This is a genomic window from Sinanaerobacter sp. ZZT-01 (genome assembly GCF_035621135.1).
Lineage (GTDB): Bacteria > Bacillota > Clostridia > Peptostreptococcales > Anaerovoracaceae > IOR16.
Genome location: NZ_CP141728.1, coordinates 1,924,948 through 1,950,023, shown reverse-complemented (window position 1 = coordinate 1,950,023; position 25,076 = coordinate 1,924,948). Strand labels below are relative to the sequence as shown.

Here is a 25,076-nt window from a genome sequence, read left to right as displayed (position 1 = left end):
ATACAAAAGACTGTAATTTGACATTGATCAAATTACAGTCTTTTGTTAAATGAAATGAAATATCTAATCTATCTTTATTTTGTATACTGCATAATTTCGCTGTTATCTGCCCGCTCTGCGTCGCTCCAGCTCTTTTAAAAGTTTCTTTCTAAGTCGGATATCATCCGGTGTTATTTCAACTAATTCATCATCGTCAATGAATTCCAAAGCTTCTTCCAAGGTAAAAACTCTGGGGGGTGACAACTTAATCGTATCATCACTTCCAGCAGCCCGCATATTGGAAACTTTTTTAGCCTTGCATGGATTCACGATCATGTCCTCATTTCGACTGTTCATACCAACAATCATTCCCTCATACACTTTAACACCAGGATCAACAAACAGCGTTGCTCTCTCTCCGATATTATTCAATGCATACGGTGTCGTAACACCTTCCTCCTGTGCAATGACCACTCCATTTACTCTTTGCGGTATCTCTCCTTTATATCCCTCAAAGCAATCAAACCGTCTTACCAGAGTTCCTTCTCCTCGCGTATCATTGATAAATTCACTTCGATATCCAAGTAAACCTCTTGTCGGAACGGCATACTCCAAACGGGAACGCCCGTCCTTTCCCGACATGGATTTCATCATTCCCTTTCGCATATTCAGCTTAGAAATGACAGTTCCGGAATATTCATCCGGCACCTCAATCACCACGTCTTCAATCGGTTCCATCTTTTTCCCATTTTCTCCCTTATGCATGATGACTTCCGGCTTTGAAACTGCCAATTCATACCCTTCCCGTCTCATGTTTTCTATCAGTATAGACAAATGCAGTTCTCCTCTTCCGGAAACCTTAAACCCATCTGTAGAATCAAGCGGCTCTACAATTAGTCCTACATTTACTTCTAATTCTTTTTCTAAACGTTCTTTGATATGTCTTGTTGTAACAAATTTACCAACCTGCCCTGCAAATGGAGATTTATTTACCATGAAGTTCATAGAAAGTGTTGGGTCTTCAATGTGTATCATAGGCATTGCACTCGCTTTTCCTTCATTGCAGATCGTTTCACCGATACTGATATCAGAAATACCCGAAACAACTACAATATCTCCACATTCTGCTTCTTCTACCGGCATTCGTTTTAAGCCACGATATACAAAGACTTGATTGATTTTTCGATTCGCAATCGTGCCATCTTCTTTGGTTACGCTTACAACTTGTCCGCTTTTTACTTTTCCCTTGTAAATTCTTCCGATTCCCAGCCGTCCAATATAATCATCATAAGCCAAAGTTGAAATTTGAAGCTGCAAAGGCTCCTCCGTCAGATCATCATAAGGTTCTACATGAGAGGTTATCGTGTCAAAAAGCGGTATGATGTCTTTTCCCTCATCATCTAATTCATACTGCACAATTCCCCGCTTCGCAATCCCATATAAAATCGGAAAATCCAACTGCTTATCATTTGCTTCCAGCTCCATAAACAGCTCATATACCATATCAACAACTTCTACAGCTCTTTGATCTTTTTTATCAATCTTGTTAATTAAAAGAATTGGATTCAGTCCCATTTCTAATGATTTTTGAAGGACAAAACGAGTTTGTGGCATTGGTCCTTCACTGGAATCCACTAATAAAATTACCGTATCTACTGTCTTTATAATTCGCTCCACTTCCGAAGAAAAATCGGCGTGACCCGGTGTATCTACAATATTGATTTTAATATCACCATGCATAACGGAACAATTCTTTGAATAAATTGTGATTCCTCGTTCTCTTTCTATGTCATTGCTGTCCATGACGCAATCGACCATTTCCTCATTTTCTCGAAAAACTCCGCTCTGTGATAAAAACGCATCCACCAGAGTCGATTTTCCCGCATCAACGTGCGCAATCACTGCAACATTGATTATTTTTTGATTTCTTGCCATTCAATTCCCTGCTTTCTATACAACTTTTTTTATATTAAAAGAAAACCATAGTATTTATTACATAAAACACCTTAATTTTCCTTTTTTTTGAAATAATTCTCTCAAACTTAATTAGTATAGCATAAAATAAGTTTACGCACAAATTATTTTCATATTTCATACTATACCATATCCCTTACTATTTTATAAATTTCAAAAGGAGAATCCATCATGCCAAGCGTATATCTAAGCCCTTCTGTTGAAGAAGAAAATCTTTACATAAACGGAGGCACGGAAGAGTGCATTATGAACTTAATTGTTGATACTATGATACCCTACCTAAATGCAAGCAATATTATTTTTGAACGAAATAATCCGAATGACAGTCTCGCCCAAGTCATTGCGCAATCCAATTTAAGGTTCCGAGATTTGCATCTTTCCATTCATTCAACCAACGCACCTAAAAATTTATCCGGTCTTCTTCAAGGTCCTGACGTATATTATTATGCTTATGATCCAAATTCTAAAAAAGCCGCAGAAACAATTTCAAAAAATCTAGCAACTATTTATCCAAATTCCAATCTAATTACTGAGATTCCAACTGTAGCATATGAAGAACTGCGAAGAACAAAATCCCCTGCAGTGCTAGTGAATCTCGGCTACCACGATAACTTTGATGACGCACAATGGATCAAAGAGAATATTTCTGCCATTGCAAAAAATCTATCCTTATCTTTAGCAGAATTATTTGGTACTCGATTCAGTGAATCCTTTTCATACTAAGCCTAAATAACCCCACTTCGAAAAATGCTTTTCTGGCTCTGTAGTAGACTTTTTAAACAAGAACTGCTAAAATATTCTTATTGAATTTAGAGCTTTACCAGAAAGGAAATTACTTAATGCGTACTATTTTATGGTTTTTATATTTTGCTTTATATTTGGTTTTTGTCTTACCTAGAACGAAGCGTGTGGAAGCAATGCTGAAGCGAGGTGAAGAAAAAAAGGCAGCCCCAATTATCAAATCCACTGTTCAGACCTGGGCAAGTAATCTTTTAAAAGCAGCAGGCGTACAGGTCACTGTATCTGGACAAGAAAATCTTCCTGATGTTCCTGCACTTTTCGTGTCAAACCATCAGGGTAATTTTGATATTCCTATTTTGCTTTGCAAGCTAGGCCCTCTTATACCAATTGTCGCAAAAATAGAAATGCAGAGGCTTCCGGTTATACGTACCTGGATGAAATTTTTTAATTGCCTCTTCATGGATCGAAACGACCCACGGCAATCACTGCAATGTCTAAACCATGCACAGAAGATGCTGGAAGAAGGACAATCTCTCATCATCTTTCCTGAGGGAACAAGAAGCAAGGGCGAAAAAATGGGTGAATTTAAACCGGGTGCACTCCGCTGTGCTTTAAAATCAAAAGCGCCTATCGTGCCAATTGCCATTCAAGGCTCGTACCTGGCTATGGAAAAGCAAGGTTTTTGGATTCACCCGGCCAAAGTTCATGTTACAATTTTACCTCCGATTTCCACTGCAGAACTGACAAAAGAGCATACCAAATCAATCAGCGAAGACATTCACGATGTGATTGCTACAATCGTACAGCCTGAGTAGAAAGGAAATATCTTATGCAAAATTTTATTTCGCTTCTTAAGCAATCCATTTCCCAAGAAACATTAATTTATATAAGCTTTGGAAATGTAAGAAATAAATCTACTTTATACCGAAAAGTTACCATACGCCCCGTTCTTTTACGTAATCAATTATCTTACCAGGCAACGTATCATTTTGAAAAAAAAGTAACGCATAAAAATTTCAAACAAGAAGATTGTATCTCTTTTTGTATTGAACTTTTAAAAGATTCTTTTAAGCAATGTAATCTTTTTTGTGAGGATGCGGATTATCAAATTCTTGCTGCAAAAGTGGACAAGCTCAAAATAATAAAAAGCTCTCCCAGTAAAAGAAAAGAGGATATTCAGCTTTCACACAACCAAGAAAAGCAATATATCATCCCCGATGGAGAGCCTTGTGATTTCTTGATTCATCTTGGTGTGATGACAAAAGAAGGCCGAGTAATTCAAAGACATTACAATAAATTCCGTCAGATTAACCGTTTTTTAGAAATAGTGTCTGATGTGATTGACTATCTCCCTGACAGGGCAAAGATTATTGATTTCGGCTGCGGAAAGGCTTATCTTACTTTCGCCTTATATTATTACCTGAATTTCAAATTAAAAAAAGATGTTACAATCATAGGTCTTGATTTAAAAGAAGATATCATTGATTTTTGTAATAAAATTGCAAGTCAGCTGCATTATGACAGACTTGTTTTTCAAATGGGAGATATCGCAGAATACCAAGAAACTGCAAAAGCTGATATGGTCGTAACGCTTCACGCTTGTGATACTGCTACAGATTTTGCGTTAATTAAAGCGGTTTGTTGGGAGGCATCGGTCATCCTATCCGTACCTTGCTGTCAGCATGAATTATTTTCTCAAATTCACAACGATATCAATTTTCCGATTTTAAAGCAAGGTATTCTAAAAGAACGATTCTCTGCGATTCTTACGGATTCTCTTCGGGCTTTAAAGCTCACGGAGCATGGTTACGATGTATCCATGATTGAATTTACAAGTCTGGAACACACTGCAAAAAATATTATGATTCGTGCGGTTTCTGACGTGAATAGGAAAAATCAGCAAACAGCAGCAATGAAACAAGCCGCAGAGGAATTTAAAACACTCTGCAGCTTTTGGAATGTCAATCCTACCATTTCCAAATTGTGTTAAGAGCACAATTTGATCGGATCTATCACACACTCATTATATGGAATTAAAAACTCTCTGATCCCGCTGGAATAGGGTGCAATATCGTATTGCATATAAAAAAAGACGATTCCTTCCGGTGTGCAATAAAAATTCTTCGCATCAAACGTTTCTGTTGCAAGTGATTCATAGTTTTCAAAATATAATTCTGGCTGCTTACTAATTTGCTCTTTTACTATTCTTAAAATATAATTTTTAAAATCTAAGTAGCAGCCAAAGAGCTGATTTAACTTAACCTTATACCCGTTCTGTAAGTTAAAGGTGTAAGCATACCGAACCGTATTCCCATGCGCGCCACCCATAAATACATATTGATCAAAATATAAGCTCAATATGCAGCCGCTATTGTAGGTAATCTGATGGTTCACATAAGCACCGTATGGAATCATAGGAAAATCATTTTCAACACTATATTTATACTGTTCTACTGCCATGTTATACAGCTCTGTTGTAATATAATCTTTATACTCCAATGCTCTCGTTTTGAAAAAATCATTAATGTCGCTCAATGTCATGATATAAAAGCTTGAATAAAATTGCGGGTATTCAATGCGATACACCAAGACGGTTTCGCCGTCGTACGCCATTGATTCTTCTACAATCATATTTTTTTCTGTAATTATACTATTTTGCAATCTTCTCCTCCTCCTTTCAATATAATATCTGCACTGTAAGTGCACTTGTCTGGGGAGGTATACTTGCTGTTTGGAAATTAGCTCGTTCAATCCGTACGATTTGTCCCGGCTTTATCGCTTTTGCAGAAATCCCCTTTCCGCATCGATCTCTGATCTTTGTCTCATCACTGACTACATACCTAACTTGACTGTAAATATCATCCTCATAGCCGGTTAAAATGTAATAAAATCCATTGAATTTTTCTACATTCAGTACACGGCTTTCTTCAATCAGTGAAGAATCATTTTCCTGTACAGTCTGTATCAAATATGCCCTTGATTGAGGCGGATTGCTCCTTGTCATGGCAGATGAGAAAACAGCATCAATTATCATATCTTCTTTTAGGTTTTCTAAACTGCTTCTCCTTCCAAACTGATCCCTTATGACTGTATTTTTGCCTACTAATAAAATTAAAAAATTTTCATCAATTGCTTGATCCGAATTTAACTGTGTATAGGTAATGGTCACGTATCCGGTTCCATTTTGAATAAAAATGGAACTGATTACGGCATTTTCAGCTATCATGCTATCTCTCATTGTACTCATTTTTCTACCTCATAACTTTGCTATTTTATGAATTGCAAACTATATACTATTTATATTAGTTTTCGAGAAAAAGGTTCATACTGAAGCTCTTCTCTACTTTCTAATCTAGCAGAATAAATCTGCAAATCATGAGATAGACTGCAATAAAAAATACCCTGTAAAAAGTATCTCTAATACGATTTTCACAAGGTATTCCATTTGAAGAGATAGGTGGTACGAAAATCTCTCAAATAATTTTATAAAATTTTCTCTAAAAAGGCCCTCATACGATCGTTTTTCGGCGCGCCAAATATTTCATCCGGTGTTCCCTCTTCAACAATCACTCCATTATCCATAAATACGACACGGTCAGCGACTTCTCTTGCAAAACCCATTTCATGTGTGACCACAATCATAGTCATACCATCTTCTGCAAGCTTTTTCATAACATTTAGAACTTCTCCGACCATCTCCGGATCCAATGCGCTTGTCGGTTCGTCAAACAGCATGACATCAGGCTCCATCGCCAAAGCCCTGGCAATCGCCACACGCTGCTGCTGGCCACCTGAAAGATTTGCGGGATACTCTTCCGCTTTTTCAGACAAGCCGACTGCATCAAGCAGTCTTTTCGCCTTCTCTCCTGCCTGCTCCTTATTCATCTTCTTACGATCCAGTGGTGCCATCATGATGTTCTTCTTCACAGACATGTGAGGAAACAAGTTAAACTGCTGAAAAACCATTCCAATATTTTCGCGGATTTTATTAATATTTTGATGTTTATCCGTAATTTCAAGATCATCTACAATGATATTCCCGCTTGTCGGCTCTTCTAATGCATTAATACATCGCAAAAAAGTACTTTTTCCCGAACCGGAAGGTCCAATAATACAAACAACTTCCCGATCCTTAACTTCAAGGTCGATGCCCTTTAATACTTCTAAGGAACCAAATCCTTTATGTAGATTTTTTACCTTTACCTTGATCACAGAACATCCTCCTCTCCAAAATTCTTGCCAATTTCGTAATTATCGCAACCACGATCAGATAAATGACACCCACCGTAGACCAAATAAGAGTCGATTCCATATTACGGGCTACAATAATTTTCCCGACTTGGAAAATCTCCGCAACCCCGATTGTAGAAATCAGGGATACATCCTTCAAAGATATGATAACTTGGTTTGTAAGTGCCGGAATAGACATGCGAAATGCCTGCGGCAAAATAACCTTTATCATCGCTTTACTGTAAGGAAGACCCAGGCTCCTTGCCGCTTCCATCTGTCCTTTATTGATAGCTTGAATGCTGCCTCGAAAAATTTCTGCAATATAGGCACCGGCATTTAAGCTGATTGCCACGGTTCCAACAGATATTGCATCAGAGCTAAACGGAAGCGCCTTTGCTATACCAAAGTATAAAAAAAACAGCTGAACCAGTAAAGGTGTTCCTCTTATAATATAAATATAACTTGATGCAATTACTTTTAATATCTTGCTGTTTGAAATGTTCATCAAGCAAGCAATCAGTCCAATTAATATCGCAAAAATTAATCCGATGAAAGTGATTTGTATGGTCAGCTTCATGCCAATCAATAACTTCGGCAGCGCTTCATAAACTACGTTAAATGCATTCATCGATTACTCCTCTGTATTTTTATTCCTGAATATAAGTATCTAAAATTTCCTGATATTTTCCGTTGTCTTTCAAATTTTTCAATCCAGCATTAAACATCAGACGCAGTTCCTCATCCTTGCCTTTTTGTACTGCAAATGCATAGGAGGAACCCTGTTCCTTTTCGCTTACAATCTTTAACCCGTTTCCTTGTGCTACACCATAACCGAGTACCGGATAGTCTTCAAAACAGGCAACACTGTTTCCTGCTTTAACATCTTCATACATAAAAGAAGAATCTTCGAAGGAAACGGTTTCAAAGCCATATTGATCCTTAATTGATTCTGCAAATTCTGCGCCTTCTGTTCCAATCTTTATAGCAACTTTTTTCCCTTTTAAATCCTCGTATTTTTTTGTCTTATTATCGGTAGCGGCAATCCCCATCACGACACCGGAATCAAAATACGGATCGGAAAAGTCGAATTTTTTTTGACGTTCTGGCTTAATGCTCATTCCTGCAATCACGCCGTCAACCTGGCCAGCCTCTAACGCCTGAACCGCTGCGTTAAACCCTAACACCTGAATCTCATACTCAAAGCCCTGGTCTTGTGCAATTGCTTTCAAAAGATCCATGTCAATTCCTACAAAATTTCCACTTTCATCCTCAAATTCAAAAGGTGCAAAGGTTGTATCGGTGCCAATTACATATTTTTTAGCATCACTTCCCCCATTATCTTTTCCAGAAGTGCCGCAGCCACTTAAAGCAAAAACAATCATCAATACAGCCAATAAACATACGGTTACTTTATTTCTTTTCATATCTACCTTCCTTTCTTATATCACACAAAAATTTATTCACTTTTCAAAAAACGATTCGTTTCCACGACGTTAATAAAACGCGCAGAAACGAACAGTTTCTTACCATTATATTTTACGATAGTTGTATACAATAATGCAATACGTTACTGCAAAGGAAATTGTACAAAAACTGTCTATGTGTATACAATGTTTAGGAATAATTTGTTTTATAACAACAAATTTAGATCACCAGCTTCCGCCGCCTCCTCCGCCCATTCCGCCGCCGGAAAAGCCGCCGCCGGATGAAAAGCCACCACTTCCAATCGTACCCGTACCGCCGGAAGATGGTATTACAATGTTGCTTTGCATTGCATTTGTATAGTGATGAAATGAATTTAGAAAAACATAGGTAGTGAATAAGTTTCCATTATATCCAGAATGGTACCAATCAGGTGGTGCCACGGCAATACTCTCAAATTTCTTTGCCCAAATATCGGATAAACCAAATACATAAGCATATGGAAGCACATGGTAAAAATAGTTTGGATTGTCCTCTGCCAATCTTTTAATTCGATCTAACTCTGCCGTACGAATAAATTCTTTAAATCCTAATATCTTGCCCATGAGCTGAACACTGTATTGCGTTCTTCGCTTCATTGCCACCGCACAGACTGTGCAAATCAGTGTGGATACCGCTGCCAATATGCTTGCCAAAGGCAAGTCTAAAAGAAAGTTTCCTAATAAAAAGAATCCTCCCAATCCAATTCCAATAAGAAGAACAGACGCAATACTCATACCTGTCTTCGTTCCTTTTTTACTGTTGTCCTTGCGTTCGTACATGCTTTTCATCGTGCCATATCCTGCTAATACCAAAACTATGACCGGTATAAAAAGTAGTGTATTGATACCGGAAAGGTACCGGTATTCCACGCCTAGAATCGCTACACAGAGTAATGGATTTATCAAAATAAGCGTTGTAATAATCTGTGCAAATACGGATGCCTTGGTATAGACTAGATTGCCTTTTTTTTGTGTGAACTTTCCTTTCAACTGTCCCTTGCTTGCCTGGAAAACTGGATAAAAATCTTCTTTCAGTTCATCCAATCGAACCGTATCTCGTCCCTCGAACAGTCCTTGAAACAAGGTATGTTCATAGGTTTCTGTGGAATCCGGCAATTCTTTTTTCTTTATTAATTGGAACTGCTCTTTCTCCTCCTCTTTGATCTCTAGATATCCCTCATTTGCAAAATGCAAGATCATAGATATGATATCATTGTCATCTACGGCTCCATCTAATATGTAACCGATTTCGCCTGGAGTAACTCCTTGCGGCGGATAAAATTCGACCGTCTTTATTATTTTAGGATCTCTTCCAAAAAACCACCACAGAAGAAAACTCATTCCTGCCGCAAGCAGTATTAAAACATACATCGCAGGTGCCATCCAATTATTATTTCTTTCCCCAGAAAAATAACCTTCCGGTAATACGATCCGGATTGTACTGCCTTCCCCTTTTTGCAGTTCCCTCTGAATCGACCCTTTTAATGTATTCCCTTCGCGATCCCATACTACGATAGACGTATCATTTTGGCCATACGTACCTGAAATGAACTCTACACTAGAAGAATCAAACTCTTTTGGCATATGAATCGTAAAATCCGCATTTTCTATCGGAGTTTCCCATTCTTGACTCAATAAATTCCAATAGAACTGATCAAAACTGACTTCTCCATCCTCGTGCCCAATCACTTGGTAGCGAAGCTTATACGTTACAGGACCGCTTACAGTCAGATCCGGATCTCCAATCCGCACCAACATATATCCATTTTCATAGCTGATTTCGTTTTCAAATCCCGGAGTCTCCAATTCCTTGATTTTTAATTTGTAAGCCTTTTCTACAGTTTCCCCATCCAAAAGCTGATATTTCCATGTTTTCGTTACCGGAATATAGCGGTAAATTCCATGGCCTGGTGATGTGAAATCAACAGATATATTTTCTTCCACATAGAAAGAATTGTTTTCACTGACATCAAGATTGACATCATAACGCTCTGTCTTAAAATTTGCCCCATAAACGGTAAACGGCAAAGACATAAAAATCAATCCAACGAAAAAAACAATAATCTTCTTTACTAACCCTTTCATAATAATCCTCTTTCCCTTTTATCAAATCCCCTAGATTTAAAATTTGACCTTTACTGCATCTCTTTGTGCCTGATCTTCTACCTCAAACATTGGCTCTCTAGTAAAATGAAATACCCCCGCTATCAAATTACTTGGAAACAGCTCTGTCTTTGTATTAAATTCTTTTACAACTGCATTATAATATTTTCTGGCACTGGCAATCTCGTCTTCCAGTCTTTGAAGCTGACGCTGCAAGTCCATAAAGTTGCTATTTGCCTTTAAATCGGGATAAGCTTCGGCCACAGCAAATAGGCTTTTTAAAGTTGTTTGCAGCTGTGTTTCTCCCTGTAGCTTCTCTTCTACGGATGTAGCAGATGCAGCCATATTTCTCGCTGCCACAACTTTTTCTAAGGTTCCCTGTTCATGTGATGCATACCCTTTTACCGTTTCTACTAAATTGGGTATCAAGTCATACCTCTTCTTTAAGTATACATCCATCGTTGCAAAGGCTTCTTCAATGCGATTGCGCATGGTAACAAATCCGTTGTACCCCGCAATAAACCAAATTACAATCACTGCAATTACAACCGCTGTAACAATCCATCCTAACATGATTTTCTCCCCCTTATCTTCTGTTTACTAACAAATGCATCAATCTTCAATGGCCCAATTTATGTAGTTTTCCCCCCTATCCCTTAAAAAATCATTGGCCTTAGAAAAATGTGAACAGCCCCACCATCCATTATGTGCCGATAATGGACTTGGATGAGACGCTGTTAAAATCAAATGTTTTTTATTCTGAATCAAACTTTGCTTGGACTTTGCGTTCGCACCCCAAAGCATAAATACCATTGGCTTTTGCCGCTTGTCCAGCATTGAAATTACATGATCCGTAAAAGTCTCCCATCCCCGACCTTTATGCGAATTGGGTTCTCCTGATCTTACGGTCAATACTGTATTTAACAGTAATACTCCTTGGTCCGCCCAGCTTTCTAAATTTCCGTGTGAGGGCGGTTTTATACCTAAGTCTGAATCTAATTCTTTAAATATATTTATTAAGGAAGGTGGTTTTTTAACCCCTTTTTGCACGGAAAAACACATTCCATGTGCTTGTCCAGGACCGTGATATGGATCTTGTCCTAATATTACTACCTTAGTATCTGCATATGCGGTATGTTTTAATGCATTAAAAATATCATACATAGAAGGATAGATTTTCCGGCTTCGGTATTCACTAATTAAAAATTTTCGTAATTCCTGATAATAAGGTTTGTCAAATTCGTCTTTTAATACTTCATTCCAGTCATTCCCGGTATTTACCATTCATCCAGCCCTTTCTTCAAAAATTTTTTTTACGTTCTTATGTCACAAACGATACCATTATACTTTAAAATTATAGGAAACGCACGTGATTTTTTTAATTTTCATAAAATATTTAATTGATACCTTTCTGCTGGTAATGATTCATCTATTTTAAACCGAAAAGAAAACTGCGGATATTTTTTTTCAAAATAATTTTTATTGCGACGGCAGTTTCCTATCATATTTGAAAAGCTTGTCCTTTCACATAAAAAGGTAACCACCGGTTTCGACGCACCATTCTCCATTTTCTCTTTCAATATCTTCTCTTTATTATATCGACCTTTTAAACTGGCTAATAACTGTCTTTCTAAATCTTCCTTAGCAATCTCACCCTGAACCAGCTGGCGAAAAGCCGGGTGATATGTACTTGAAATCAGTTCTCCGTTTTCACTGATCAGATCCGTGCTCTTCAGCCCTACTCGCAAAATAGTAATGTTATTTTCCTGTAATTTACGATACATATCCGTCGTTGTGCGAAGCATTTTTTCTTTTGAAAACGGTTTATAGCTACCCTCCTGGTACTGTTCAAAAAGTTTGGTGTCTTTTAGAATAACCGTCGGATAAAGTCTGGCAAGTGACGGTCCAATCTTGATCGTCTCCTCTACCGACGCCATACACTTCTCATAGCTGTCACCCGGCAATCCAATCATAAGCTGAATCCCCAATTCAAACCCGTAAGCCAGAATCTTGTCGCTAGAGGAATACACAACGTTTTTTGTATGTCCGCGGTTTGAAAGACGTAAAACCTCCGGGTCAAAAGACTGTACACCAAGCTCAATAACATCCACGGTGAATTCCTGAAGCAAATTCAGTATTTCCTCGTTGATATAATCCGGCCTTGTTGAAAGGTGTATCTTATCAATCTCTCCTCTGTCTTTATACTTTTTTGCAACAGTCAGATATTCTCTCTGTTCCTCCATTGGAATTCCAGTAAAACTGCCTCCGAAAAAAGCAACCTCTATCATTAATCCTCTGCCTTTCAGCGTAGAAAGATATGCTTCAATTCGTTTTCCTATTTCCTCTGCTTCAAATGGTTTCTGTTTTGCTGTTATTTTTTTCTGATTGCAGAATACACAATCATTTGGACAGCCTTTATGCGGAATAAAGATTGGTATGATTGCATGTTTTTTCATAAAAATAATCTCTCTTTCTCTTTATAAAAGTTAGAAAACCAGCAGTGATGTTCTTTTTGATGAATATCGTTCTTTAAAAAAACAAAATTAAATTCTCTTGAGATCCTTACATCCTTTATTTTGATCTCTCTTAGCGTTCTTTCCGCCAGCTCTTTTTTTACCGCTCTCTCATAAATAAAAGTAATCCCTAAATTCTCTTGAACCATTTGTTTAATCCCTCGAATACTCCCTAATTCAAGAATGGAGGAAAACTCTTTTATATTATGATTATGTTCATGTAAAGTCTGTTCCAATATATCTCTGGAACCTGAACCTTTTTCGCGAAGAATCAATCTCTGCTCAAAGAGTTTTTCCAATGGAACCGAATTCCCTGTTAACGTGCTTTCCGGTGAACAGACAGCTATAAAATTTTCTTTCGAAAACAAAAGATTTTCATAGCGCGAACGGTCAAAATAGCCTTCTAGAAAAGCAAATTCTATATCTCCTTTTTCCAGCATATCCAATAATACTTCCGTATTTTTCACTTCCATTGTAAGATGCAGTCTTGGATTATTCTTTAACAATTCTGCAATGATAGGCGGCATAGTATATTCTCCGATCGTCAAAGTTGCACCGAATGCAATCGGCTCAGAAACACCCCTTTCAGATGCCATTAGTAGCTCAATCTTCTTTATTCCGGCTTCCATCGTAGCAACATATTCTTTCAAGCGTTCTCCGTCATACGTCAGTTTCATGGAACGGTCTTTATAGACGAACAGCTTTGTACCGTAATGCTTTTCCAAATAGTGTATGTGCTGCGTTACCGCAGGTTGTGTGATATGCAGCATTTCTGCTGCCTTTGTATAACTGCCCTCGCTGCAAACTGCAAGTAAAGTTTTTAATCGAAAATCAAGCATAGTTTCCTCTATAAAATAAAATTATATATTTATAAGAATATATAATTTTATTTTATAACATTAATTTGTTAAAATCAACTGGTAGCGCGTTTAACATCAAATTGTAATATTATAAATATTTATATTCTAATAAAGGAGATTATTATGAAAAAGCAATCCTTCGGAATTCTTCTCTGTTTCGCCCTTGCAGTTCCTGCTTGGATTTTAGGCCGTCTATTTCCAATTATTGGCGGTCCTGTGTTTGGCATTTTAATCGGCATGATGATTGGATTCATCAAATTGCCCGTTATTTTTGAAAGCGGCATAAAATATACCTCAAAGAAGCTGCTCCAATTTTCGATTATTTTACTTGGATTTGAAATGAATCTATTTCATGTCGTACAAGTGGGGAAACAGTCTCTTCTTGTCATCTTTTTTACATTAACCTCTTGCTTCATTACAGCCTATCTTATGGGTAAATTTTTAAAATTAGAGTACAACATAACAACCTTAATCGGTGTCGGAACTTGCATTTGCGGCGGTTCTGCAATTGCGGCAACCGCTCCGGTTATCGGTGCAAAAGAAGAAGAAATCGCACAAGCCATTTCCACTATCTTTTTATTTAACATTGCAGCAGTCTTCTTGTTTCCAGCTTTGGGACACGCGCTTTCACTTTCCGATACCGGATTTGGCATGTGGGCCGGAACTGCAATCAATGATACCTCTTCTGTCGTTGCCGCAGGCCTGTCTTGGAGCAGCTCTGCCGGCAATAATACGGCACTGTCTTTTGCCACAATTGTGAAGCTTACAAGAACACTGATGATCATTCCAATTACTATGCTGCTGGCTATTTATATGTCAAAAAAAAGAAACATCTCATCTACTTATTCGATTTCAGACGTGTTTCCGTGGTTTGTTTTAGGTTTTGTCGCAACTGCTGTCTTAAATACCTTTTCTTACCTTCCTCTTGAATTTTCTGAGGCACTCGCACGATTTGGAAAATTTGTCATTGTCATGGCTATGACAGCAATTGGGCTGAACACGGATTTGAAAAAGCTCCTTACAAATGGTCTTCGTCCTATTTCCCTAGGTCTAAGCTGCTGGTTCGTCGTTGCTGTGGTATCTCTTCTTGTTCAACACTGCATGAAACTGCTGTAGCGAATCAAAAGGCTCCTTTTGAATATCTTTTCGATAAAGCATAACCGCTTTCAATCGCAGAAAAACAACTATAATGTCAACAATTACTATAAGAAAGATTAGATAAAAACGACGGTTCTGAAATGAATTCAGAACCGTCGTTTTTCCTTGTTATATATGACAAGCAGAGGTACGTTGAAACAAAATGAGCTATGGTTTCAATTACTTTAAATCATTGAAAGCATTTATTTCAATAAAAAACGGAGAAGCTTAAGTTTCCCTAAATATGGAGGGTATCTCAGTGGTATGTCTACTCTACTGTTCTTCTTTAAGATACTCTTCTCATGAGAAAAACTTTCAAAACCTTTTTTTCCATGATACGATCCCATTCCACTCTGTCCAACTCCTCCAAAGCTTAAATGTGGATTTGCCAAATGGACAATTGTATCGTTAATGCATCCGCCCCCAAAGGATATGTTTCGAATGATCTTCTTTTCATTTTTTTTGCTGTTTGTGAAGAGATATAAAGCAAGTGGCTTTTCTCGCTTCTTCACAAATGCAATCACTTCTTCCATCTTTTCATATGTCAGAACCGGAAGAAGCGGCCCAAAGATTTCTTCTTGCATCAAAGCACTGTCTTCCCTAACATCTGTTAAAATTGTCGGCTCAATCCGTCGCATGTTCGGATCAAACGCGCCCCCACAACGGATATTCTCTCCCTCTAGCAGACCGCAAAGACGGTTAAAATGCTTTTCATTTATGATCTGGGGCAAATCCTTGCTTTCCAATGGTTTTATACCGTAAAAAGCAGCAATATACTGCATCATTCGTTCAATGAGCCGTTCTGCAATCCTTTGATCGGCTAATACGTAATCCGGCGCAACACAAGTCTGCCCCGCATTTAAAAACTTTCCCCACACAATCCGACGTGCCGCCACTTCGATATTTGCAGTATGATCCACAATGCAAGGGCACTTTCCTCCCAGCTCTAAAGTAACAGGCGTAAGATTCTTTGCAGCTGCCTCCATAACTGTTTTTCCAACAGCTGGACTTCCTGTAAAAAATATATAGTCAAATCTTAATTTCAACAGTTCCTTACTGATTTTCGTCTCCCCGTTTACAACTGCAATATATTCCGGCGCAAAGTACACGGATATCATTTCCTCAATAAGTTTTGCTGTATGTGATGCGGAATGTGAAGGCCTTAAAACCGCACAATTACCCGCAGCAATACACGAAACAAGAGGAGCCAAAGCGAGCTGCAGCGGATAATTCCAAGGGGATAAAATCAAAGCTACACCCAACGGCTCTTGATACACTGCACTTTTAGAAGGAAAATGCACCATCGGTGTTTTTACTGGTTTTTTTTTCGTCCATTTTTTTAAATGAGACAATGCAAAGTTTATTTCAGAAAGTACCATACTAAGTTCAGTTTCATAACTTTCAAATACTGTTTTTCCTAAATCCAGCTTAAGTGCTTGCATGATCCGCGGCTCAAAGATACAGAGTGCCTGCTTTAACGTAATGAGCTGTTTCCTGCGAAATTCTACTGACAAGGTGTTCCCCTGAAAAAAATAATTACGTTGCTTTTCAATTAAAGCCTCTCTCTTGGCCTTTTCCATAATTTCCATCGTTTCCTTTACGTCTTTTTCCTCTGCCATTATTCTCCTCCTTCTTCTTCCCTTTTTGGAAATGCATTCTCGTAAGGTTTGAATGCAGATGGTAAAGCGATTTTTTCCCGCAGGATTTCTCCCTTCACCCAAATCAAGTCATCCAGTCCTTTCATACAGAAGTCTGGCTCAGAAGAATCTTCCAAACAAAATAGGTTATTTCTCTCCTGTGATTTCTCAGGCAATTTGATGAGTTCGATCTCATATCCCTTCATACGCCATTCTACGTGAGAAAAAATATGCTTTGCTTCACCTAAGGGATTAATAGAAGTGTATGCAAACCCCATCCTGCTTAGACAAAGTTCTACCTGTTCTTTTTCTAAATTTTGCGGTATGCTTGGCAATTCTAAAAAACCTGCCAACAGTCCCGTATCTGGTCTCTTTCTTAAGGCCATTTCACCGTTCAGTTTCATAATCAACATTGTTTTTCGCTCGATTTTACGTGGTTTTTTTTGCTTTTTAAATGGGAGCACCGCAGTTAAATTCTTTTTTAATGCAATACAAAACTCATTTACAGGACACTCTGTGCATTTCGGTGCACCGTTTGGAATGCAGACTAAGGCCCCCAACTCCATGAGTGCCTGATTGAAATCTCCGGTACGCTTTCTTGGAATGATTTCTTGTAATTTACTTTGCATGCTTTTTTTTACAGAAGAAGCAGTAATATCTCTATGGTCCGCAGTTATGCGGGAAAGCACCCTTAATACATTTCCGTCCACCGCCGGCACCGCTTCTCCAAACGCAATGGATGCGATGGCTCCTGCCGTGTAAGGACCAATTCCCGGCAGCTCTAATAATTGAGCATATGCAGACGGCATCCTCCCTGAAAATTTTTCGATAACAATCCCCGCTGCCTTTTTTAAATTCCGTGCTCTATTATAATAACCAAGGCCTTCCCAAAGCTTCATCAATTTCTCATCCTCTACGTTTGCCAGTGACTCGATATCAGGAAGCTCTTTCATAAACCGCTCAAAATATTCTCTGCCCGCTTCTACCCTTGTCTGCTGCAACATAATCTCCGAAACCCATACACGATAAGGGCTGGGTTCTTCTCTCCAAGGAAGAATACGGCGATTTTTATCGTACCACTGCAATAAAAGCTCAATCATTTCTGAAATTTCTTGCTGCTCCAATCGCTCTGTTTGAAATACAATCGTCTCTCTCTTATTTGACATATTCTCTCCTAAGTTGCTTTTTCGCATAGACATTTCTGTATATGATGGGCAAATGCTTCTGCCCGCTCTGCAATGCCGTTAATCTGTAAAATACTTCCCGGATCGTTTGCTGTCTCAAGCATACAGAATTTTTCGGGTAACGTAAAGCTCTTGTTCATATTTAATGCTCCGATCAATTGCTGCGCAACAATGTCACCTCCGCTGTATCCAGATACAATCAGTGCAAATACCTTTTTTTCATAAAATCGCTGTTTTCGAAAAAGAGCAGTCAAGCGATTAATGCTCGCCGATACGTTAGCACTGACTGCATCATTATAGTTTGGGCAAAGCATAACCAGCGCATCACATTCTGAAATAGCAGGATAAACCTGCTCTACAACCACACCGCCATAGTAGCACTTACTGTCCGCACTATAATGCATACACATGGTATAAGGGCAGCCTGCACAATCTTGAATCGCTCCATTTCTTAATGAAATTTCCTGAATGAAACAGTGCTCTAAAGACTCTTTTACCAGATTCCATAACGTCATCGTATTCGATGTTTTATGATTGCTTGCATGAAGCACGAGCAGCTTCGGTTCTTTCACCGGCTTTTTTTCATAATTTACAATTTGATGTACCAGAATCCGACTGGCTTCTAAATATGCGGAGAAACAATCGGTATTTAAATTTTTAGCTTGTACTTTAAAATTAAATAATACTCTCGTTCCTTCGACCAAAGGTCGTCCCGGAAAGGTACAGCCTGCTTGATTTGCAGCAAAAACCAACTCTCTCGCAACAGACTTGGTATATAGCTCACTGCTTCCATCCAGAATTAATCCCCCTACGCAATTTTTCAGCAGATCAGGATGCAGACGCATCTCTTTTAGATACTGATAATATTCTAGATTGATACCAGATTCGCCTAAATTCACCGCAAATAATAGCCGTTTACCTTTTAAATTCTGGAAATCCTCTATTGTTGTAATTTTTTTATAAGGTATCCCTTCCAATGCAAATTCTAAAACCTGATCCAAGCGCTTCGTTTTACTCGGTTCAGCACAGACAGGCCGAATGACATACAGCATCCTCTCTTCGCAATTTTTTTCTTCTTTTACTCTATTCGTCATTGTATCTGCTCCAGTCCACGATACGCTTTTTCCAATCGTTTATATAAAGATTCAGGCAAAGCCAGCGATTCCATTTCAAGACCAGCTATTCCTGTTCTATTTTTACATCCCATAAAAATTCCGCCTAAAAAATTGGAACTGTAATGCCATTGTCCACGTAACGTCAATAAAATTGAAATGGCCGCAGAAGAAAGTGCCGGAGCGATGTATGGTTTAAAGCCCGCTTCCCTTGTTTTTAAATTGGCTTCAACCGCAAGCTTCGTTAAAGCTTTGGACAGAGAATCATTGTAATTTTCAATACTGTCTGCAATAACAAGGTCATTTCCGTGCGGTCCAAAAGCTCTTCCTTCTGTAAGAAATTGAGCATATCTATCGTCTTTTTTTGCATAGTAAGCGGCACGACTGTTCATGACACCGAGTCCATAGCCTTGGATTTGTTCCGGTCTCAGACCTCGCCCGTCCAATTGCCCATCTTCTCTTTCATTCGAGGCAAGGAAGACTTCTTTGCAAAGTGGATCAACAGGATCTGACACTACAGCAAATAGACCTCGAAACGAATCTTGACGTGCCATTTTTGCATACTTTCTTATGATCTCTCGGTTTGCATGAAACTGAGCCATGCGCACATCCGTTTCTGTCGTACTCAAAGGAGGAATTCCTTTGGATGCACAGAAAATGAATACATCGCAGTCAAAGAGCTCTTCCTCTTTTAGTATTTTTACATCGGGCAGCACATCATACTCCCAGGGATAAGCAGTTTGGTTCATTTCATATTCCCATCTTTTACACGTTGATGGACTAATATCCCATATGCCAATCTCTTCTATGATGTCTCCGCCTAAAAGCTTCAGTGCAGTTAAGACTGTTCCACCAACATCGCCTAATGCTAATATACTAATCTTCTTCTTTTTCAATGAGTTTTCTACCGCATCCGCCATACTCTGTTTTATTTCTTCATGCCATTTTTCTTTACTTTGATAGGACAAATTGACAAAGCTCAGCAAGTTCTTTCTAATTTTTTCTTTTATCCATTCCATGCCCCAATCTTTATTTTTCAATATTTTCAGCTTATTCATCGTATATCGGCTATATACTTCGTCGAGCTTATTTTTGTCCAACCAATATAAGCCTTCCGTTTCATACAACATTGCTTCATGTGTAACTGAAAAAAATGCTTTTGTTTTTTCCAGTCCCTTTCTTTCTGCAAAAAAACCATGTTCTCCAATTTCAAAATACTCCATTTTATCCTCTTCCTCAACTCACTTCTATTCAATAAAATTTTTAAGGCGGATCAATTTCTCAATGTCATTTGCAATATATACGGATGCTCTTAAATGATAGTCATAATTTAAGCATCCACCTTTATCCGGGCAGCAGGGAGACATAATTACTTCACTCAATCGATTTAGTGTCAATTTCCGCTCAAATTCTATCTGATACTCTTCCTCTAAAACCTGCATAATTTCTCTTGCATTTTCAAGACAAGTCATTGAAAAATCATAGATGGAAGCTTTAGATGCATCCATTAAAAACCCAGGGGCGACATAAGGTAAAATCAAATTTACAGAATTTAAAAGATTTGCCTGCATCTTTTCTGTTCGTTCGACCAGATCACCACCTAAAAAAGGATATATACTCGACTCCACAAACCAAGAATGCATAGACGGCAGAAAATAAGCACTTTCCACCTGCCGATTTTGGATCTCCATCAAATCTTTTCCACGTCCGGACAAGATTCCTACAATTAAACGGTCAATTTCTACGTTTTCCTGCTTAAAAATTGGGTCCAGCTTTCGAATCCGATACCCCTTGTGTAAAATATCATCAACTAAAATGACCGGTCGGTTAAACGATTTTATGGTACGAATTTGACTTATCAAAGGCGAATAATTAGGGTATTCTGTTATATTAAATTTTTTAATTTGCGAATCAAACGTTTTTTCTGTATGCAGTGATTTTGTAATCGTATTCGGTACGATTTTACCCTTTAATATCTTGCCAAAAGGCACACACATACGCTTCCCCAGCTTCCTCACCGGTAGTGGTTCATTCGGAACCTCATTGGCTTCTGTAATCAAATCTACAATTTTATTATGCATAAAATCCGCATGAAAAGAAAGAACCAAGTTCCCGGGAAAAAGCGTTGTCAACACACTTTGCAAACGTTCATGAGAACGGTCAATGGCTTCTAAAACACGCAGATTATGGCGAAAAGGTTCTTTAATCACAGTCTCAACATTTTTGAATAAAGTGAGCGGCATCTTCATATCGACTGCATAAACCATACGGTCTGTATCATTTTCTCTCAGTTCGAAAAAGCCCTGACGCTCTAAAAGGTCTTTATATTTTGAGACTGAAGTCCCCTGCCTCGGACTAAATACGGCATACGTAAAGTCTCTTTCTAATGCATAGGCGAGCGTCTCTGTCAGTAGAATCTGAACCAATTCTTTTGTAAAATATTCCTTATTTTCATAGATCGAAGAAATAAGCACAATTTTTCCTGAAGTATTTTCTCTGATAAAATTTGCGACATTCGTACTTTTAAACTCTCCGTATAACTCGCTCGTTCCTATTTGACAAAATACAACTGCCCCAAGCAATTTTTTATCGGAAGCTTCATTCTGAAGAAGCAGTACTCTTTGCCCTTCTTTCTTCAATGCATTAAGGAAATCAAATTTCCCTGCTTCCTGAGGCATTAAGTCCTGTAATTCCATAAAAAGCGCTTCATCTATGCCTTCTCTGACGGAAGCTCTTATACTTTTCATGTGTATCACTTCTTTATATTGAGGTTCTCTCAAATATAAACTGTTTTCATAGATATAATTTTGTGCCACCGGATCAATCAAGTTTGAAATATCCCTGTTTAAGTCAATGTTTTCCCGAATCCGCGTTGAGCTGATATCCTCCAGATGCATTGGCAATTTCAACTGAATCAAATTCCCCAAAATTCGCTGCTCCGGTGAAATGGTTTCCTTCTCTTCCTCCTCAACCTGACTGCTCCTTAAAAACAAGATATGGTGAAAGGTCTGTATTGAATTTTTCACTGGTTTCAATTTATAAGAAGATGCATTTTCTACAACATCACTTCCAGCCACCATATAAATTTCTTTCCCACGAAACAATTTTTTTAAACGAAGCAAGTCTTTAGGATTTGAGATATTCACAGGAATATTATCCGGAAACAAATATATGTTTTCTTCATTCGCAACGGACATACTCATAATTTGCCGCCGTATCATGCGTGGCTGTGTTTTTTTCGACCAAGAAAATTCGTCCAGCGCAAGATAGACCATAAATCCCATATCGCGGATCTCTTTTGCGATCCCTTTATGACCCAAAGAAAATGGATCAAAGCTGCCTGGAAAAAATGCTACTTTATAAGGTTCTCGAATGTCAAATTCGTTATAGTAAAACAAATAATCATTGATAAAACGGTAAATATGGTTCAAAGACGCAGCATTATTAAAAAAAGCCAGCTCCGTATTTTCCTTTCCTCCGATCAGAGTTGTCAGTTTTTTATAAAGCACCTGAAACATATTTTTCTTTTCTTTCAGGGATAAAGCTTCATTTCCAAATAAATATTGACCGATTACCAAAAAGGCCTCCTGACTTACAGAGTTTCTGTAGTTTGCCAGTCCACTCAAAAGCATGCCTAAAAATTGTTTTTTTCGCTCCTCAAAAACACCCTTTTCTTCCGAAAAACGGGTACGATAACTGTTATATTTTTGTAAAACAATTCCTATTGTGTCCAGTGTCACACAGACAACACGCTCATTTGTGCTAATCAAAAGCGACTTTAAGTCTCTTATAAATTCATCCAACTCTTTCGGATGCAAATACAGTGCAAACTCCCCCAGATATTGGGGAATGTATTTGGAAAACTGATACTCACCGATCTCAAGGCCCTTTGTCAATTCAATCGCAACTTCATTTCTCTGATCGCGAGATAAGAGCGGCGCAATTTTCAGAAGAGCTTCTCCTGCACTATGCCGCACTGTAACTCGTTCACTCACTTTAATCAAATTCGATAAATGCGTTGCTACATGTAAAACGGAAGTACTGTGATCTACAGAAATTCGGTCCAAAAGTAATTCTAAATTTACCGACTTTTTTATCCAGGGTGTTGCCGCTTTTAAGTTCTCTAAAAAAATATCTGAAACTACCTCTGCGTCTTTGTAAATTAAAGTCTCATTGTATGGGCAGACAGACGCATCTAGCCTCCAATTTTTTATGATCTTTTCAACTAAAAATTGTACTGTTATTGCATTTTCTTTTTGAAAAATTTTTAAAATTGAAACGATACGTTCCGCATCCTTTGGTGTCTTCTGCACTGTTTCTGTCACATACTTCAAAAAGCGCAGTATACCCACATGAAGCTCTTCGGAATCCCTTTTTGCAAGCTCCTGCACGAATTGCAGCAATTGGCTTCGCTCTGCCTCAGAGAGTATAAAAACAGGCAAAAGCAACATACAATCTACTAATATAAATGCTGTAGAATCCTCTCTCTCCCAGTTTTCATAATACTTTAAGAACCTCGTCAGATATTCGATTTCTTCTCCCTTGCGACAGCGCATCAGAACAGACTCCACAACCAGCTTCAACGCGTATCCGATCCATCTCTTGTGCTGTTCCGTCACCTTATGATCCGGTAATATAATCTTTTCTAAATAAAACTCCCAAAGCTGAAAGGCAGTATACTCATTTATATCATACGCAACATCCTCCGGCAGCTCTTTTCTGTATTCTTCATCGAAATGAACGATAATATTGCCCATTAAATCAGCAGCTTGTCGTCGGATATCACCTTCACGATGCATAAGAAGTTCGTAGAGAAAGTGTAGAGTTATCATCTTTTGTTTTTGGGTCATATACGTAAAGTATTCTTCGAATATGTTCAGATACGCCCTGCTGTTTTTCCAGTTTTTCTCACTTCTCGCTGATTCTACGATACTCGCAAAAGAACTCTCACTGCCCAGCTTATTCATTAGTCGAATATTATGGTCAATCGCCATATATTTTAAGTTCTGAACCGTTTCACCCAAGTCCATTAACACGGCATCTTTTTGCACTTCGGATTTTAAGACAGCACCATCTCCCAGCTCTGTGTTTACACCCAAACTGTGCATATAGCTCTGAAAATCAACCAGCTTTGCATAAACATGAATGTAGCGGTCTTTCTTTGCGTTATTTAAATTATCCAGCTTATTTAATATCACATTGAATGAATCAGAAAGCGTATAAAATGCAATCTGTTCTTTCCCGTCCTTCTTTCCGCTACTCTTCACACGAAAATCAGCATAAATTAGAACAAGGGACTCCACTGAAAGATTTTCAAGCTCTAAATCCCATGTGGAATGGTTGCTCGCAATATGCCCAATGGCAGGCATATCGTAATTTTTAAACCATTGGTCTGTGTAATAGTAATGCAGATACGGCATTCGCTTTACCTCTGCATTCTTACATCCATACTTCCCGATATCATGCCCGGCAGATGCTCCCGAAACCAAAGACAGGTCAATCGCAACTCCGGCTTGCTCCATCTGTCTTGCAACATGCATCGCAATTGCATGCACTCCTGCAATATGCCCCAGCGCATTAAAATCAGTCTCCTCTTTTCCGATGCACATCATCTCATAGATATAATTCTTTTGATAACATTCTTTAAAGCGAAGGTATTCCTCTGAATGATGACTTTTCATAAGCTCGTCCTGCGTTAAAAAAATAAAATCCTTCATCGGATCAAATGCTCGATTATGCCTGTCCTGTTCAATAAAAACACGTAGTATTTCTAAATAAAACAAAACCACTGCATTGTAGCAACTTTTTTCTTCTAGCACAATACTTTCAGGAAAGAGCCCTTTTCTCAAATACAAATAGCTGTAAGAAAACCAGCCGACACTTGGAGATTCCGAGCATAACCCTTCTAAGCAGGGCAAAAAATTTTCTAATACATTGCGGCAGGAAAAGTGACTTGCTTCCATTGTATTCTTTACTGCTTGCGTCCATTTTTCGTCTTTCAATATACTTAACACACTTTTTTTTGTGAATTTTATTTTTTTTAAAAAATAGCGCTGAGTCAAATGGTCTGATATTGCTTTATATATCTCTGTCATCCTTTTTTTCTGCATTTCGGTACTCCTCCGCCCTCTCTTTTACCTTTA

General features: G+C 38.3%; 20 protein-coding genes. 4 read left to right on the top strand and 16 right to left on the bottom strand.

From position 1 onward, the window contains the following. Positions 1-102: 102 nt before the first annotated feature. Entirely contained in the window at positions 103-1,914 is a 1,812-nt protein-coding gene (gene typA / locus U5921_RS09300) for a translational GTPase TypA (RefSeq protein ID WP_324822688.1), read from the bottom strand. Positions 1,915-2,124: 210 nt separating this feature from the next. Between typA and U5921_RS09295 the strand changes: the two genes are divergently transcribed. From U5921_RS09295 to U5921_RS09285, 3 genes are all read left to right on the top strand, one after another. Continuing rightward, on the top strand, positions 2,125-2,676 hold the full coding sequence (locus U5921_RS09295) for an N-acetylmuramoyl-L-alanine amidase (protein ID WP_324822686.1): 552 nt from the start codon (positions 2,125-2,127) through the stop codon (positions 2,674-2,676). A gap of 116 nt (positions 2,677-2,792) precedes the next feature. Continuing rightward, a complete protein-coding gene (locus U5921_RS09290) occupies positions 2,793-3,509 on the top strand; it encodes a lysophospholipid acyltransferase family protein (protein WP_324822684.1) in 717 nt (238 codons plus the stop codon). A gap of 14 nt (positions 3,510-3,523) precedes the next feature. Then, positions 3,524-4,684 carry an SAM-dependent methyltransferase gene (locus tag U5921_RS09285; protein ID WP_324822682.1) on the top strand — a complete coding sequence of 387 codons (1,161 nt, stop codon included), beginning with the start codon at positions 3,524-3,526 and terminating at the stop codon, positions 4,682-4,684. Here the strand turns inward: U5921_RS09285 and U5921_RS09280 are convergent. The 10 genes from U5921_RS09280 to U5921_RS09235 all read right to left on the bottom strand — a co-directional run bounded on the left by U5921_RS09280 (position 4,681) and on the right by U5921_RS09235 (position 13,842). Then, entirely contained in the window at positions 4,681-5,355 is a 675-nt protein-coding gene (locus tag U5921_RS09280; RefSeq protein ID WP_324822680.1) for a DUF3298 and DUF4163 domain-containing protein, read from the bottom strand. The two genes, U5921_RS09285 and U5921_RS09280, sit on opposite strands and share 4 nt — an antisense overlap. Positions 5,356-5,371: 16 nt before the next feature. Beyond that, positions 5,372-5,941 (bottom strand): hypothetical protein, encoded by a 570-nt coding sequence (locus U5921_RS09275; RefSeq protein WP_324822678.1) that lies wholly within the window; start codon positions 5,939-5,941, stop codon positions 5,372-5,374. Between the two features lie 236 nt (positions 5,942-6,177). Next, positions 6,178-6,906, bottom strand: coding sequence for an amino acid ABC transporter ATP-binding protein (locus U5921_RS09270; RefSeq protein WP_324822676.1), 729 nt, complete (start codon positions 6,904-6,906; stop codon positions 6,178-6,180). After that, entirely contained in the window at positions 6,875-7,552 is a 678-nt protein-coding gene (locus U5921_RS09265) for an amino acid ABC transporter permease (RefSeq protein WP_324822674.1), read from the bottom strand. The genes U5921_RS09270 and U5921_RS09265 overlap by 32 nt, the downstream gene beginning before the upstream one ends. 19 nt (positions 7,553-7,571) lie before the next feature. Then, positions 7,572-8,348: a transporter substrate-binding domain-containing protein gene (locus tag U5921_RS09260; protein WP_417764999.1), complete on the bottom strand. Its 777-nt coding sequence runs from the start codon at positions 8,346-8,348 to the stop codon at positions 7,572-7,574. A gap of 225 nt (positions 8,349-8,573) precedes the next feature. Beyond that, on the bottom strand, positions 8,574-10,472 hold the full coding sequence (locus U5921_RS09255; protein ID WP_324822672.1) for a DUF2207 domain-containing protein: 1,899 nt from the start codon (positions 10,470-10,472) through the stop codon (positions 8,574-8,576). Between the two features lie 36 nt (positions 10,473-10,508). Further along, positions 10,509-11,063, bottom strand: coding sequence for a LemA family protein (locus tag U5921_RS09250; RefSeq protein WP_324822670.1), 555 nt, complete (start codon positions 11,061-11,063; stop codon positions 10,509-10,511). A gap of 39 nt (positions 11,064-11,102) precedes the next feature. Further along, entirely contained in the window at positions 11,103-11,774 is a 672-nt protein-coding gene (locus tag U5921_RS09245) for a uracil-DNA glycosylase (RefSeq protein WP_324822668.1), read from the bottom strand. Positions 11,775-11,875: 101 nt separating this feature from the next. Next, positions 11,876-12,946, bottom strand: a complete 1,071-nt coding sequence (locus tag U5921_RS09240; RefSeq protein WP_324822667.1) for an elongator complex protein 3 — start codon at positions 12,944-12,946, stop codon at positions 11,876-11,878. Further along, positions 12,943-13,842 (bottom strand): LysR family transcriptional regulator, encoded by a 900-nt coding sequence (locus U5921_RS09235; RefSeq protein WP_324822664.1) that lies wholly within the window; start codon positions 13,840-13,842, stop codon positions 12,943-12,945. The genes U5921_RS09240 and U5921_RS09235 overlap by 4 nt, the downstream gene beginning before the upstream one ends. A gap of 144 nt (positions 13,843-13,986) precedes the next feature. On the opposite strand from U5921_RS09235, the gene U5921_RS09230 reads away from it, so the two are divergent. Next, positions 13,987-14,979: a YeiH family protein gene (locus U5921_RS09230; RefSeq protein WP_324822662.1), complete on the top strand. Its 993-nt coding sequence runs from the start codon at positions 13,987-13,989 to the stop codon at positions 14,977-14,979. Positions 14,980-15,203: 224 nt separating this feature from the next. On the opposite strand, the gene U5921_RS09225 is transcribed toward U5921_RS09230, so the two are convergent. Genes U5921_RS09225 through U5921_RS09205 form a run of 5 tightly spaced genes read right to left on the bottom strand, consistent with a single transcriptional unit; the run spans position 15,204 to position 25,043 of the window. After that, a complete protein-coding gene (locus U5921_RS09225) occupies positions 15,204-16,580 on the bottom strand; it encodes an aldehyde dehydrogenase (protein WP_417765057.1) in 1,377 nt (458 codons plus the stop codon). A 38-nt stretch (positions 16,581-16,618) separates the two neighbouring features. Then, positions 16,619-17,803: an A/G-specific adenine glycosylase gene (gene mutY / locus U5921_RS09220; protein WP_324822660.1), complete on the bottom strand. Its 1,185-nt coding sequence runs from the start codon at positions 17,801-17,803 to the stop codon at positions 16,619-16,621. An 8-nt stretch (positions 17,804-17,811) separates the two neighbouring features. Continuing rightward, positions 17,812-18,915 (bottom strand): NAD(P)H-dependent oxidoreductase, encoded by a 1,104-nt coding sequence (locus U5921_RS09215; protein WP_324822658.1) that lies wholly within the window; start codon positions 18,913-18,915, stop codon positions 17,812-17,814. Further along, entirely contained in the window at positions 18,912-20,156 is a 1,245-nt protein-coding gene (locus tag U5921_RS09210) for a lactate dehydrogenase (protein WP_324822656.1), read from the bottom strand. The genes U5921_RS09215 and U5921_RS09210 overlap by 4 nt, the downstream gene beginning before the upstream one ends. A gap of 24 nt (positions 20,157-20,180) precedes the next feature. After that, positions 20,181-25,043 carry a hypothetical protein gene (locus tag U5921_RS09205; protein ID WP_324822655.1) on the bottom strand — a complete coding sequence of 1,621 codons (4,863 nt, stop codon included), beginning with the start codon at positions 25,041-25,043 and terminating at the stop codon, positions 20,181-20,183. Positions 25,044-25,076 lie beyond the last annotated feature (33 nt).